Genomic DNA, 15,297 nt, shown 5'->3' with positions numbered 1-15,297 from the left:
AGACGTAGCGTGCGTGCTGCGTCTCTACAGCTAAGATTGGTACAAGACCTTGCCCTCTTCGGATATTAACAGCAAGGTTAGTTCGCCGTCGGGAAGGATAGGAGCGCAATACGATTTACATTTTTGTAAAAGTAATGGGAAGAAACGATTTTGTTCTTTTTCCGCAAGAAGCTCCCATAATTCACGGGCCAACGTAATCCGATTGATTGCATCTACGGTCGCCTCCTCGCATTTTGCTTCTTTCGCTACATCTTGAAGGAAGCCTTTGTTCATGACGACTTTTTTGCTGTGTGTATCCAGGAAACCTTCCGCAAGTTTCACCGCCTTGCCGATCATGATACCTAAGATAACCTGCTTGAAACCTAAATCGGCAGCGATCTTTAGCGTCTCTCCGATAAAGTTCCCATAATGGACGAATGATTGTGGAGGCAAAGAAGCGTATAAGCTCCGAAGGTAGCGTTCACTCTTCGCCCCGGAATTAATAACCAACGTCTCGCAACCTATCGCTTTGGCGACACTGGCTTCTTTCCGTATCGAGGCGATAAAAGCGTCCGATGAGAAAGGACGCACGATTCCGGATGTCCCGATAATGGAGATTCCCCCGATAATTCCAAGTTTCGGATTGAAGGTACGTTTCGCCAACTCCTCGCCACCGGGAACCGAGACCGTGACAATAGCGACGGAATCGGGTGAGGGCAGGAGTGGAATCAGCTCTTGCCGGATCATCTTACGGGGCGTGGCGTTTATAGCCGGGCCGCCGACTTTCAAGCCGAGTCCCGGAAGAGTCACGGTTCCGACTCCTTCACCTGCTTGGAAGATGACTCTTCCCGTATCGTCGCTTTCTGTTTCTTGACAATATTCTTCTTGTGCCATTACCGTGGCACGCTTGTGCCATCGGCTTGGCACAGCTGTGCCATCACCGTGGCACGACTCTGCCACGGCGATGGCACAACCGGATGCATCGAGAGATAATTGAACAGTAACCCGGATCCGGCTATGATTCGTCACGTCCGGATCATCCCCAGACTCCTTGATCACGGTACAGGTGGCGGAACACCCGGCCCATTCGGTATAGGCTACCGGCAACGTTATCTGTTCTCCCGAGGGTAATGTTATCTGGCTTTCTGTTTGTTCCTTCCTTGATAATAAGGCCAATAAAGCGGCTTTTGCGGCGGCGGTAGCACAAGCTCCGGTCGTATATCCGCTTTTCAAGGGAAAGAATTCGGGTAATAGGCGTTCGATTTGTTTGCGCAATCCGTCTTCACCATACACTCGGTAGAAAGTTTCCGGTAATGCGGGACGCTTCACGACAAATACTGGTATTCCGAATTGGCGGGCAGCGTTCACTTTATCCGTAAAATAGCCGGAGAAACCACTTTCCTTTGTCAAGATCGCATCCGGATGGAGTTGCTCCAACAACTTTAACTCATCCTCACCTTCTCGATAGAAAACCAGACGTTCTTGGGGGAAGCCCTGCTTCTCGGCCAACGACAAAGATTCCTCCCGCTCCAATATACGGAACCAAGTGGTATGCGATCGCCAATAAGGGCGGAGCGGGGCAAGGGTGTTCACGCCACTGAGGGCAAGTAGCCGTTGGATACCTTTGTTTTCCATTTGGTGAATTGCGTCTGCATAACTATCGCACCAAATCAAGTCCTCATCACGAGGTGGATACCGACGTTCGTAACGGATCACCGGAATCTGTAAACATTTCGATACTTTTTCGATCGTTTGGTGTAACACTTGAGCGAAAGGGTGTGCCGCATCAATCAATAGCTTAATCGCGTGGTCACGACAAAAACACTCCATTTCCTCCGCATTCATGGCTCCGGTCAAACGGATTCCATGCGCGCATTCAATGGATTGCAAAGTTCCTTTCGTAGAATAGTAATAGGTAGCGGCTGCCTCGTCCGCTACCCGCACAGCTACACGGCCTTCTGTCGTTCCTCCAAGGATCAGTATCATTACTTACGGAAAAGATGTTTGAATTCATCCGCATATAAGCGGGATAGACCCTTGCGATTATCGATGGCATCCCCGACGACAAGTAATGTTGTCAGTGTAAGATGATTCTCTTTTACGATTTTCGCGAGATCTTTCAGTTGCCCACGGTAGATCCGCTCGTCTTTCCATGTCAATTTATAGCAAGCGGCTACCGGAGTGGTTGGAGCGTAATGTCGCGATAATTCCTCTTGGACCTTCTCTACGACACCGGCGCTTAAGAAGATACACATCGTACTTTGGCTTTGAGCCAGTTTGTGCAGTTGCTCTTTCTCAGGCATGGGCGTACGTCCTTCGCCACGAGTGAGGATGATCGTTTGTACTTTCTCCGGAATCGTGAACTGGGAATAAAGAGCGGCGGCGGCGGCTTGGAAAGAGGAAATACCCGGAGTGATATGATAATCCATCCCGTATTGATCAAAGTAATTCATTTGCTCTTGAATAGCTCCATAGATGCAAGGATCGCCCGTGTGCAAACGAACGACAAACAATCCTTTATCATAAAACTCTTTCATCAACGCAAACTGTTCTTCCAGATTCATATCCGCCGAGCTTCGCACTGTAGCGCCTGCCTTCGCGCATAAGGTAAGTTCTTTCGGGACGAGGCTTCCTGCATACAGGATCAAATCCGCTTTCTCCAACATTTGCCGTCCGCGGATAGAGATCAAGTCCGGATCGCCGGGACCGGCTCCTACGATCTCGATATGTCCCTTGCGGCAGGCCGCCCGATCTAACGCTACGGCAAAGGTATATTCATTTCCTTTCCCTAAATCCGCTTTTTGCTTCTCGACCAAAAGCGGACCACCATGAGCCGCATAAATGGCGGAAGCTTCCGATACACTTGGGGATTCGGTTACCTCCAGTACCTTCTCCGAGGGATTGGGTACCGGGATATCTTTCAGCTCCTCCGATGTATAGGTGTGGAAAGGGCATTCCATAACTCCATAAGCCAGTAATGTCAGCACCGGTTCGCATTTCTTTAAATCGATTGTATTTACATCCGCCAAAGCTTCCGGATATAGGCGTTTATCACGCAATACATCTTTAATATGTTCGTAAACGACCGTAGGATCGCCTTGCATATCCTTGCGGCAACCCATTCCTAGGTGGAGGACTTTCGGTATATAGGTGATCGTAGGGATGGATGTATCGTATTGTTTGGGACTGACGATCATCAATAACTCATAGTCTTGCTGCGGTATCGCCTCGAAGGAATAAAAGATAGAGACATGAGACGGGACCGTACGCTCCAAATAATCCGTTCCTTTATCTCGTATATCAAGGAGTAGCGCTGTCGGTTTTCCATTGACAAAAGTGGAGATGGCGGCATTGCTATCTTTGGCGATCAAGGTCCAATCGTATTTCTTCCCTAATGTATCGAGCGCCCATAGGTTTGCGTTGTCGCTTTGTGTCGTAATAATCGCTTCGGCTCCTAATAGGTTCGCTAACTCTTTGGAAAGATCGTTCGCTCCACCGATATGTCCGGATAAGACAGGAATCACGTATTTGCCGGTACTATCTATACAAACCACGGCCGGATCGGTATGTTTATCTTCCGCGAAGGGAGCGATACTGCGTACGCAAATTCCCATCGCTCCAATAAATACCAAACTACTGGATTCGTGAAAAACCTCTTTTGAGAAAGAGCCGAATGGTAAGATCTTCGCCTCGGGATAAGAAGCAAGAATTCGCTCAGCAAGCCCCCGGCTGCTATCGGATATTGGAATAATTGATATTGTACTCATAATTTATAAATAACATTCACGGTAATCGTATTAAAATCATCAATCGTGATACGGGTTTGGGCGGATATCCGAAGACCGGTTTGGCGGACCGCTTCCTCTAAAAGCGCTTTGCTTTCGTCGGATACGGAGTTGAAGACGATGACACCGTTCTCTTTCATCTTTTTGGAAACTACCATAAGGATCTCCACTAATTTCCCGCCATGTCCGCCGATAAAGATTGCATCCGGAGCCTCCAACGCTGATAAATCCACCGATAAGAAATCTCCGATTATAGCCTCGATACCCGGAGTCCCAAAACGACGGCAATTCTCAGTCATTAACTTTCGTCCCTCTTCCCGGATCTCAAAACTCGTGATATGCAAATGCGGGAACAGCAATTTAGCCTCTATCGAGACAGAACCCGTGCAAAAGCCGATATCCCAAAAACGTTCCCGGTTTCTCAGATCCAGCATGCTTAAAGATAACAAACGGATCGGCATTTTGGTTATCATCTTCTCCCGTCCGTTCAAATGCTCGAACGCGGAATCCGGCAGGCCGAATTTACGGGAATGCCCGTCACGCTCTTTCTTTAGGATCAAGCAATTCGGATGAACGAAATTATTCATTGCCGCGGCTTGTATACTGAATTGGCGGATGCTCTGCCGTTCGGTATTTCCTAACCGTTCTCCCACGAACATGGTATAATTATCATAGCCGTATTCCAGCATCCGGCGAGCGATAGTCGTAGGCGTATGTTCCCGATCCGTGAGCACGCCTATCTTAGACGCACTTTCGATCAAGGCACGATCGAACTCGTGCCAAGGCCGTCCGGTAAGGGAGACGATCCGCATATCGTGGTAAGGCATCAATAGATTTTGTGCCAAGAGTTGCAAGGAATTAAATGACGGGTACAGGCGGATTTGCGCATCCGGCAATCGGTTTTGAATCGTAACGGCGAATCCGAAAAACAAAGGATCTCCGGAAGCGAATACAACGATGCTTTCCCGACCGTCGTACGAACGATAGCGATCGAAGACCTCGTCCAACGGGACTTTTATATCGATCCAGTCCGCTTTCTCGGGCAAGAGCGAACGTACGATCTCATGATGCCGCACGCCTCCGGAGAACACCCGGTGGGACGAGATTATCTCCAATATCTCCGGCGGAAAGTATTGCCGCATATTATCATCCAGCCCTATGACATAAAATCGGTTCATACGTCTCTTCCCGGCTTTAATTGTTCTGCGTCATTAAAACAAAGGATGGCATTCACTAGCGTAGCCGCTAAATTACTACCTCCTTTACGACCTTCCACGATTAGTTTCGGTATACCGATAAAAGGTTTCACCATATGTTTGGATTCCTGCACATGTACGAAACCTACCGGAGCCGCGATAATGCCAGCTGGAGTGGCTTTACCTTTACGTATTAAATCGCATAATTCCATAAGGGCGGTCGGGGCGTTCCCGAAGACAAACAGAGCGGTCGGATGCTCTTCCACGGCCCGACGAATACCGGCTTGGGTACGGGTAATTCCTTTGCTCGAAGCCATCTCAGCGACCCGCTCGTCTTGAAGGTAGCATTTCACTTCGACACCCAGACGTTGCAGAGCTCCCTTACGAATGCCGGAAGCAGCCATCGTTACATCGGTGATGATCGTAGGAACTTCCCCGCCGCTGATCTTATTATATAATGTAGAGACAGCATCCGGGTCGGCATAAAGGATATTTTCCATATCGAAATCGGCCGTCGTATGAATGGCATGAAGCAATGCCCATTTCTTATCCAACGGGATCTCTTGGTTTTTCAATTCCTTCTCGATCGTACGGAAACTACGGATCATGATGTCCTGTCCGATACCCGTATCCATTTTCTTTTGTTTGATCTCGCCATAATATCCCCGGGGAGTGATCATATGATTCCCGGAAAGATATGTTTGTGAGTTTCCGATCAAGACTACCGTAAACATATCGATCTGCTCGGGGTCCAGATCTGCGAGCGTAGTGACGAATACTTCTTGCTCCTCCCGTCCGGCCTGACGTACATAACCGACCGGAGTCTCCGGCTTGCGTTCTTGCAGGAACAATTCTTTTAAGCGATAGAGTTGCCAATAACGTCCCTCGCTTTTTGGATTATAGATCGCCGTAACAAAATCGGCCATGGCCGCCGCGTGAATCCGTTTCTCGATCAGTTCCCAAGGAGTCATCAAGTCTGAGAGGGAAATCACACAGAAATCATGTCCGATAGGAGCGCCAAGCAAGGACGCAGCTTTCTGGAAAGCGCTGATGCCCGGATACGACTCGATCTCGATCTCGCTTCCGGATTCTTTCTTCATCTCATAAATCAGAGGAGTCATGCCATAAATACCGGCGTCACCGGAACTGATCACGCAAACAGTCTTTCCCTCGTTGGCATAAGCGAAAGCTTGCTCGGCACGAGCTTGCTCACGTTTCATACCTGTATCTATACATTCCGTTCCCTCACGAAGCAAGTGGGTGATAAAACGGAAATAATATTTATATCCTATGATGACATCCGAGCTTTGGATAGCGGCCAAAACCGCAGGCGTTATATCGGCCTCGCTACCGGGGCCGATTCCGGCGACTATAATCTTGCCTTTATTCATTCAAATCTATTTTATAATACAATGTTCTCAATAAATATAATACAAATATACAGGCTTTACTTCTTTCTTCTCGCTTTTCGCCTGATATATTTTATCGCAAGCCATACACCGGATAAGGAAACGAACGTGCCTCCCAACATGGTTCCCCACATCACGATATTCCATAAGACCGGATGATCTACCAAGAATTTCAGATTCAAGCTATGCAATGCCGGATACATCCAATGGTTCCAACGAGACGGCGTATTTACATAACGGTATTGTCCATTACGGGGATTAATGTAATAACAACTATTATCCACGTCTTGAATAGATACTTTCCAGACCGGGAGTTCTAAATTCCTTTTTCGTGAGATATAATACGTATCATAAGCATCCAACAGTTTGATATCAGCCGTGGTCCCGATACCATGTATCTGAGACAATACGGAACGGATTTCTTCCGGTCGCAGGTTCAATAAAGATATCCCGTCACTCTTATTTGCGTTCACGACAATATCCTTCGTGTCTGTTTGTACGATGTAAAAGGGTATATCACCAAAACTACTCCATTCCAATTGACGGATCTGGCCGGGATAGGCTTGTATGACCGCCCTGTAATCCAACGGATAATCGAGTGGGGAAGGAGCCATCTTCCGCAGTTCTTGAACCGGGTTTATATCGAGCTTGGCTTTCAACCCCCAATCCTGTACACGAGCTAAAGACATCATACCACTAAAGCAGAAGGTGAGGACGAATAAACCGAATAACACCCCAAGAATATGATGCCATTTATACCAGAACTTCTTATAAGGGGAAATCAAATGACGTCTCCTCGCTAACCGGAAATCCCGTATTCCTAAATAGATCCCGGCGATACACATAACGCACCCGATTCCGGATAACCAGACAACTACCTTTATCCATAATTCAGCGTCTTGCCGCAAGGAAGTGAAATAGACCCAATGAGGGATCGCCCCGAGCCAAGCCCAGAAACGACTGTTTTTATCCGTATATTGCAAAACCTCCCCGGATTTAGAGGATATGTATAATTCATGTCGTTCCGGATCGGCGAAATGGAATTTATAGATCGGAAATTCCTCTTTTAAACGACCGAATGGAATCCATTGGTCCAAGGTGTACAAGGAATCTACCTTCGCTATGGAAGAGGTATTCCATAGTGATGCCACACGTTGGATATGATTCCAGTCGATTACGGGTAATCTTTCCGTCGAGTCGGCAGGAATATCATAGCTCCCTTTCTCCGTCCGGAGATGAAAAACAGTTTGTCCCAAATAGCTGTTTAAGGTAACATGGTTTATCCGCTCGTTCTGCGGTAAACGTTTCTCTATCTGGTCTAACGAAGGAAGATTCTCCGGAGAGAGAATATCCATCTTCGCCCGTTTATCGGCCCGGTCCGCTCGCGGGAACGTATGGTAGATCATTACCAATCCCGATAGGAACCAAACGAGGAACAGGATACTGAGTGCCGTGCCCAGTATCCTGTGTATAAATTGCATGATCTTTGTCAATAGATTCATGAGCGTATGTTCTATATATTATAATGTATAGGAGATAGCCACTTGGAAATTACGAGGCATGCTTGGCACCATCTGTTGTCCGAGCGCTTGGTTATAATAATTGTTGTCAAACAAGTTATTCAAGTTGAATGTAAGGTGAATATTGTTGTTCAACAAATAAGACATACCGAAATCGGTTACCCAATACGGATCGAACCAAGAGTTGTTAGATGTATTACGGTATACTTTACCGGTATAACTGCTACTCAAGTGAAATTCCAGATTCTTCAAGACACCCCGAGGGATGGTATAACTGCCGTATGCGTAGAAAGTCTGGTTCGGTACGTTGCTCTGCCAGTTTCCTTCTTGGCTATTCAATTGTTGCTTTGTCTCATCCGGGTTATTGCCATAGATAGCCTCGATCAATTCCGGATCCTTTATTTCTTTCATCTCCCGGATCTTGGAGTCGTTCAATCCATAACCGATCGTCAGCGCTAAGGTGCTTACCGGAGAAAGAGTGACATCAAAATCAAAACCTTTGGAATCTTGTACACCCACCTGTCCGATTACACTCATCGTGGTAGTCTCGCCGTTTACTTCCTCTTGATAGTTGTTGGTCAACGTAGCCGTACTGTTCATCTTCCGGATATAGAACAAGCTGGCATTGGCGCTTAATATATTGTTCAATTGATATTTAAGACCCACCTCGGCTTGGTATCCTTTCTCCGGCTTAAATACTTCCTCATTGCGAGCAGGCTCGAAACGATTTCCATCACCTCCTACATAAATGACGTTATCTTGATAGAACGTACGGATCGGCTTGAAGAAAGAGGCGAAAGACGCATAAATGGATGTATTCGGATGGGGCAGATAGACCGCTCCGAAACGATAAGTCAACGCCTTATTCTTTATCATATTGAAGCTTGAATGCTCCTCATACTCACGTCGTCCGGTAGGAGTTGTAGCGCTGGCGGACATATAACGGAAAAAGTCGTAACGTAGAGCGGCTAATACCTTCCATTGCTCGTTGAACTCAACCATATCTTGAAGATAAAGGCTGTTGGAATAATGATGCGTAACCGTTGCTTTCGAGAATTTACTGGTCATATATCCCATGCTATGCGGATCATAAACGGATACATGCGAATAAAGGCCGGGACCCTGAACATCATCTCCTAAATTATAGCCCGAATAGCTGGTACGATTCAAGGCGACGAAAGAGTAACCTCCCATATACGTATGCTTTATCTCACCCGTCCTGAATTTACCGCTTAGCTCGAGCGTATTGGCTACCGTCTTGGCTATATGGGAGAAGCGAAGCGGGAAAGAAAGATATACACTGTCCAAACAGATATATTTTTTCTGGCCGTTTTTCATATAATAATGATCATAGATCGGATCATCACTTTCGAGATAGTCGAGGGCTTCCGTCCCAAAATAGTTGATATCGTCGTTATTGTAAGAAAGGCGATCTGTTAGTTTCGCGCCGTTCCAAAAAGTATGTGTGTATTGCGTCGATACGTTCCATGCGTGATTCTTCATAAAGTCGGACTCGTTATTGTAGCGAGCCTCACGGTCAAGTCCCGGTAGCATCTCATTTTTATGGAGATATAACTGTCCTGTTTGCACATTATATACATCATTTGCCATTAAATCGGGAAGACCGATCTCCGTCCCATAGAAGTCGCGGTTAAAACCTCCGCGAACATCTAATATGTCACGTTCCGTCATTTTAGCTTGCAATGCCAGATAACCGGAAAAGCGACGGTTGCCATTATCACGCCAGCCCTCTTGATCGGAAAAGTTGACATTGGCGTAATAATTGACCGGACCGACCAATTTACCGCCCATGCCAAGTGTCGCCTCTTTATTCTCGTAACTACCGTAGGCCAATCGAGCATTAACGCTCTGTTTCTCTGACGGGGATTTACGAACGATATTCAAGGTTCCACCTACGGCTGAATGTCCGTAAAGTACAGAAGCCGGTCCCTTTAATAATTCAATAGACTCGATACAGGATAGATCGGGTACGGGATAAGAGTTGTTTATTGCCGAACGTTCATCGCGGATACCGTCTATCATCATGATAGAATGATCGAAACCACGGATCGACAATTGTTGAAATGCGCCATAAGATGTCTGGAATCGTACGCCCGGCATAAAGCGTACCGCATCTTGGATATTACGGATACCTCGCAACTCCAAACTACTCGCCGTAATGCTATTAATTGAAATAGGAAGATATTTCATAGGTACGTCCAACTTCGTGATTTGTGGACGTGGCTTGCGTGCGGCGGTCGCTACGACTTCTTGAATATTGAATGTCGTATCGGCGAAATTCGTGTACTCATTCTTGTGTTGTGCCTGCATCGTACTGATACATAAGGCTGTCAACGGTAAGATTGTCAAAACTCTTTTCATATATTTAGCATTATAACTGTTTATTGTATGCATGTGAAATCCCTTTCGAAAGAAATTCCATTTTCCTTCGAATGAAAATTTAGTTTCTTTCGGAAGGAATTACTTTTTCTTCCGAAAGGAATAAAACATAGATTTGGAGAACTTTTTTAGTCCTTCTCTACCGCATAAGCTTTCTTCTTATCAACGATATCGATCATCTTATGTTTAGCCATGAAACGGGCATGTTCGATGAAGATCTTCTGAATATCCGGATTCTGTCCCAGACCTTCCATAAATACGCTTACCTCGTAGCCTTTCTTTTCCAGTTCCTCTTTCCAATCACCGGCGATATCGTTTTTCGCATGGTCTCCGGCGACAAACATAAATGGCATCAACAAGACTTTCTTCGTTCCATTGGCCTTTACTTGGGCTACCATCGTATCAAAAGTAGGATAGCCCTCGATGGTTCCTACGGAATAATCCTTGAATCCCTTCTCCTTCAACATATAATCCAACATGGCATATTGAGCCGTCGCCGGAGTATAAGTGCCATGGCCTACCAATAAAGTAGCGCCTTCTTTCGCCCCATTTTTTGTGATAGCGACGATTACCGCCTCATAATCCTCCGGTGTATACAATAAAGGATTACCGATACGAATCTCCTTGAAAGAAGATTTCATGGTGGCAACATCCTTACGTAAGGATTCCATCTCGATACCTTCGATTATATTCGTGGATTGGATCAAGACATGTGTATAACCATCAGTCTTTAATTTTTCCAAGGCCTCGATCGGGTTCAGTTTCTCTACGCCACGAGCTTTTAAGCGGCGCATTACAATGCGAGAAGTCCATGCCTCACGCAACTCAACATCTTTGAAAGCTTCTTTCGCTTTTTGATTGATCGCGTCGATTGTCAAGGCACGGGTATCATCATGGGTTGTTCCAAAATGTACCATCAATAAAGCGGCCTTATCGCCCGGTTGTAAAGAGGCGAATAAATCGGATGCTACAAAATTCTCGCCATCGTGCGCACGACAAACTAGGCTGATGACCAGCAAGAAGAAAGATAGTAAGTGTTTCCTCATCATATGAATATATTAATAATTAGATTACATATCAATCCCACGGAGACAACGTATTATTACGTCTCCAACATCTTTTAGATATAGGTGATATTTCTATCCTCTTAATTACTCCTGACCCCGGGAGGAATTAATCATTACTTCGCTTGGCAGGTTTCCTGACTGGCTCGGAAAGCAACCTTCCCATCTTTCTTAAGACAGTGGCATAGCAGAACGCTTTCCTTTTCAAGAGCTTCACAGTAGCGGGCACTGTTCCGGATTCTAACCGGATTCCCTTTTATAGAGTTGTCGGTAGACAAACTCTATCACCTAAGCGGTCGCAAATTTATATAAATAATCCCGAAAAGTAACAACATCTTTCAAAGAATCCCTGTTCCAATAGCATCTTTTTTGTTTAACATCAAATAAATAGATATGGAATGGATAACTAATTTACTTCAACATTATCCGGAGCTAGCTATTTTCATAACCTTAGCTCTCGGTTTCTGGATTGGCAAGTTTAAGATAAAGAAGTTCACGCTGGGAACGGTTACCAGCGTATTATTGGTCGGTGTATTGATCGGGCAATTAAAAATCGATATAAGCGGACCGTTAAAGTCCGTCTTTTTCTTGATGTTCCTCTTCGCTGTAGGATATAGCGTTGGGCCACAGTTCTTCCGGGGATTGAAAAAGGAAGGTCTTCCTCAAATGCTTTTCGCCGCCGTCATGTGTATATTTTGTTTGATCGCTCCTTTTTTGTTAGCGAAACTTATGGGATATAACGCAGGCGAGGCCGCAGGATTATTGGCGGGCTCCCAGACGATGTCGGCAGTATTAGGAGTTGCCGAAGATACGATCGGACAGATGAATATTAGCGATACGGATAAAAGTGCTATGGTAAATGTAATGCCCGTGGCCTATGCGGTAACTTATATTTTCGGTACGGCAGGATCCGCATGGTTAGTGAGTGATATCGGGCCACGTCTTTTAGGAGGACTCGACTACGTGAAAAAAGCGTGTAAAGAGCTAGAGGCTAAAATGGGAAATAACGACGAGAGCGAGCAACCGGGCTTTATGCCTGCCGCCCGTCCGGTAACTTTCCGGGCCTATAAGATTAGTAATGAATGGTTCAAGGATGGCAAAAGCGTAAAGCAGTTGGAGGTGTATTTAGACCAATTGGGACGGCATTTGTTCGTGGAGCGTGTCCGTATTAATAATGTAGTAACCGATGTTAAACCGGATTTGGTTTTACATACCGGAAATGAGGTTGTCCTAAGCGGTCGCCGGGAATTCGTGATCGGAGAGGAGAACTGGATTGGCGACGAGGTCAATGACATTGAATTGCTCGATTTTCCGGCAGAGACGTTACCCGTACTAGTGATCCATAAGGAATACGTGGGGAAAAAGATCTGCTATTTACGCAATCAATCGTTCATGCATGGTGTTAGCATCAAGTCCGTAAGGCGTGCGGGTATCAATATCCCGGTCTTGGCCGCTACGGTGATAGATTCCGGTGATATGCTGGAATTGGTAGGCATGAAATCAGAGGTAAATAAAGCGGCGACGGCTTTAGGATATCCCGATCGCCCAACCAATCAGACCGATTTGATTTTCGTGGGTATCGGTATTTTCTTAGGGGGAATTTTAGGTTCGCTCGCGATTCATTTCGGGGGTGTCCCGATTAGCCTAAGTACGAGTGGAGGTGCTTTGATAGCCGGGCTCGTCTTTGGATGGCTTCGTTCTAAGCATCCGACCTTCGGGCGTATTCCGGAGCCTTCCGTCTGGATATTAAATAATTTGGGATTGAATATGTTTATCGCCGTAGTCGGTATCACGGCGGGTCCCAGTTTCGTGACCGGATTGAAGGAAGTCGGTATAAGTTTATTTATTATCGGTGCTTTAGCGACATCTATCCCGCTTATCATCGGTATTCTGATGGGACGTTACGTTTTTAAGTTCCACCCGGCTATTACTTTAGGTTGTACGGCGGGTTCACGTACGACAACTGCCGCATTAGGAGCGGTGGAAGATGCCGTAGGAAGTGAGACTCCAGCCTTAGGCTATACCGTTACCTATGCGGTGGGTAATACTTTATTAATCATCTGGGGTGTCGTTATTGTGCTAATCATGTAATATATATAATGTATGGACAAGAAGAAAATACATGTCACGAGAGAATATGAGAAAAAGATGTCGGAGATTAGCCCTTTCGAGCTAAAGAACATCTTGATAGAGTTAGCGGATGAGAGCGCTCGTAAAAGTACGCACATCATGCTGAACGCAGGAAGGGGAAATCCAAACTGGATCAGTACGGTTCCACGGGAGGCATTCTTCCTATTAGGGCAGTTCGCCTTGGAGGAATGCCAGCGGGAAACCGAATTGGCAGATGAGATGGCCGGAGCCGCAGGGGTTCCCAACCGCAAAAGGATCGCGTCTCGCTTCGTACAGTTTCTAAAGAAACATGCGCAATCTCCCGGCGCTACTTTATTGAAGGGTACCTATGAATATCTGGTCACGGAAAAAGGTGTAGATGAGAATGAGCTTGTATACGAATGGGCGGAAGGTGTCATTGGTGATCAATATCCGGTTCCCGATCGTATCTTGAAATATACGGAAATGCTCGTGCGGGATTATTTAGACCAAGAATTATGTGATAACCAGCCCCCTGAGGGAATATTCGACCTTTTCGCTACCGAGGGCGGAACTGCCGCCATGTGTTATATCTTCGATTCCTTGCAGCAGAATTTCTTGTTGAATAAGGGAGACAAGATCATTCTCTTCGCTCCGGTATTCACTCCTTATATAGAGATTCCGGAACAGGCTCGTTATCTTTTTAATGTCATAGAGATAAAAGCCTTGAAGATGACAAAAGACGGCTATCACACGTGGCAATATCAAGAAAAGGATTTAGATGTCCTGAAAGATCCTAGCGTGAAAGCCGCTTTCATAACAAACCCGAGCAACCCGCCTTCATACGGATTGACAAAAGCATTGATGAATAGGATCGTTGAGATCGTACGGAACGACAATCCCAACCTTATGATTATTACGGATGATGTGTATGCGACATTTATTCCGCATTTTCGCTCGATGATGGCCGAATTACCAAAGAATACGTTATGTGTCTATTCTTTCTCCAAATATTTCGGGGCAACCGGATGGAGATTGGCGGTAATCGCTTTACATCAAGATAATATTTACGACCGGATGATCCGTGAATTGCCAAGAGATAAACAGGAGCTTCTAAAAAAACGATATAGCAGTCTATCCTTACATCCCGAGGATATCCGCTTTATTGATCGTATGGTAGCCGATAGCCGTCAAGTAGCCTTGAATCATACGGCCGGTCTTTCCTTGCCACAACAAACACAAATGTCTCTGTTTGCGTCTTTCGCTCTATTAGATGCGGAAAATACCTATAAGAAAAGGATGCAGGATATGATCCACGAGCGTTTACACACATTGTGGGAAAGCACCGGATTCACCTTATTGGACGACCCTTTGCGTGCGGGATACTATAGTGAGATCGATATGCTTGTCTGGGCTAAGAAATTCTATGGGGATGATTTCGTGGAATATCTAAAAAAGAATTACGAACCTCTGGATGTCGTTTTCCGTCTGGCACAGGAAACTTCCTTGGTTTTACTGAACGGAGGAGGTTTTGATGCTCCCGAGTGGTCTATCCGCGCATCTTTAGCCAACCTTAAACGGGAAGATTATGTCCGGATTGGAGAGGGTATCGCATCTATTTTACATAGTTATGCTCAAAGATGGAAAGAAAGTCTCGATAAGTAGAAAAAACAGCTCCAAGGCTTGAACAAAACGGGCTAATGGTACGTTTTATTAATAAACGTGCGATTAGCCCGTTTTTCTAAGTTATCCGGGAGATTATAAATAACCTCTATAACCTCATAGAAATTATCGAACAAATTGTATTTCATTATATTATATATTTGTTGATAATAAAAACAAAGACTCATTGGCAG

Annotated in this window: 9 protein-coding genes and 1 riboswitch; of the genes, 2 read left to right on the top strand and 7 right to left on the bottom strand. The window is 45.7% G+C overall.

The genetic code is table 11. The features are described from left to right. Positions 1-30: 30 nt before the first annotated feature. From cbiD to DWX84_RS03330, 7 genes are all read right to left on the bottom strand, one after another. Positions 31-1,965 (bottom strand): cobalt-precorrin-5B (C(1))-methyltransferase CbiD, encoded by a 1,935-nt coding sequence (gene cbiD / locus DWX84_RS03360; RefSeq protein WP_121961126.1) that lies wholly within the window; start codon positions 1,963-1,965, stop codon positions 31-33. Then, positions 1,965-3,746 carry a precorrin-4 C(11)-methyltransferase gene (cobM, locus tag DWX84_RS03355; protein WP_121961125.1) on the bottom strand — a complete coding sequence of 594 codons (1,782 nt, stop codon included), beginning with the start codon at positions 3,744-3,746 and terminating at the stop codon, positions 1,965-1,967. The genes cbiD and cobM overlap by 1 nt, the downstream gene beginning before the upstream one ends. Then, a complete protein-coding gene (locus DWX84_RS03350) occupies positions 3,743-4,942 on the bottom strand; it encodes a bifunctional cobalt-precorrin-7 (C(5))-methyltransferase/cobalt-precorrin-6B (C(15))-methyltransferase (protein ID WP_011966305.1) in 1,200 nt (399 codons plus the stop codon). Before DWX84_RS03350 ends, cobM begins: the two co-directional genes overlap by 4 nt. Then, on the bottom strand, positions 4,939-6,351 hold the full coding sequence (cobJ, locus tag DWX84_RS03345; protein WP_005862324.1) for a precorrin-3B C(17)-methyltransferase: 1,413 nt from the start codon (positions 6,349-6,351) through the stop codon (positions 4,939-4,941). Before cobJ ends, DWX84_RS03350 begins: the two co-directional genes overlap by 4 nt. A 56-nt stretch (positions 6,352-6,407) precedes the next feature. Further along, positions 6,408-7,871 carry a PepSY domain-containing protein gene (locus tag DWX84_RS03340; protein ID WP_009017440.1) on the bottom strand — a complete coding sequence of 488 codons (1,464 nt, stop codon included), beginning with the start codon at positions 7,869-7,871 and terminating at the stop codon, positions 6,408-6,410. Between the two features lie 18 nt (positions 7,872-7,889). Then, positions 7,890-10,271: a TonB-dependent siderophore receptor gene (locus tag DWX84_RS03335; protein ID WP_008779872.1), complete on the bottom strand. Its 2,382-nt coding sequence runs from the start codon at positions 10,269-10,271 to the stop codon at positions 7,890-7,892. 146 nt (positions 10,272-10,417) lie between these two features. Then, complete coding sequence (locus DWX84_RS03330) at positions 10,418-11,335, bottom strand: sirohydrochlorin cobaltochelatase (RefSeq protein ID WP_005862321.1); 918 nt, start codon at positions 11,333-11,335, stop codon at positions 10,418-10,420. Positions 11,336-11,462: 127 nt separating this feature from the next. Beyond that, a riboswitch (cobalamin riboswitch) is annotated at positions 11,463-11,660 on the bottom strand. An 86-nt stretch (positions 11,661-11,746) separates the two neighbouring features. Between DWX84_RS03330 and aspT the strand changes: the two genes are divergently transcribed. Together aspT and DWX84_RS03320 are read left to right on the top strand one after the other, a co-directional pair. Continuing rightward, positions 11,747-13,444: an aspartate-alanine antiporter gene (gene aspT / locus DWX84_RS03325; RefSeq protein WP_036610880.1), complete on the top strand. Its 1,698-nt coding sequence runs from the start codon at positions 11,747-11,749 to the stop codon at positions 13,442-13,444. A 12-nt stretch (positions 13,445-13,456) separates the two neighbouring features. Next, the gene (locus DWX84_RS03320; protein ID WP_008779874.1) at positions 13,457-15,106 is read left to right on the top strand and encodes a bifunctional aspartate transaminase/aspartate 4-decarboxylase; all 1,650 of its coding nucleotides are present in this window, start codon (positions 13,457-13,459) and stop codon (positions 15,104-15,106) included. The last annotated feature ends 191 nt before the right edge of the window (positions 15,107-15,297 follow it).

Source organism: Parabacteroides sp. AF21-43 (assembly GCF_003635435.1).
In the GTDB taxonomy this organism is placed as follows: domain Bacteria; phylum Bacteroidota; class Bacteroidia; order Bacteroidales; family Tannerellaceae; genus Parabacteroides; species Parabacteroides distasonis.
Note: the sequence above shows the minus strand (reverse complement) of the source record. Positions and strands in the feature narration are given on the sequence as shown.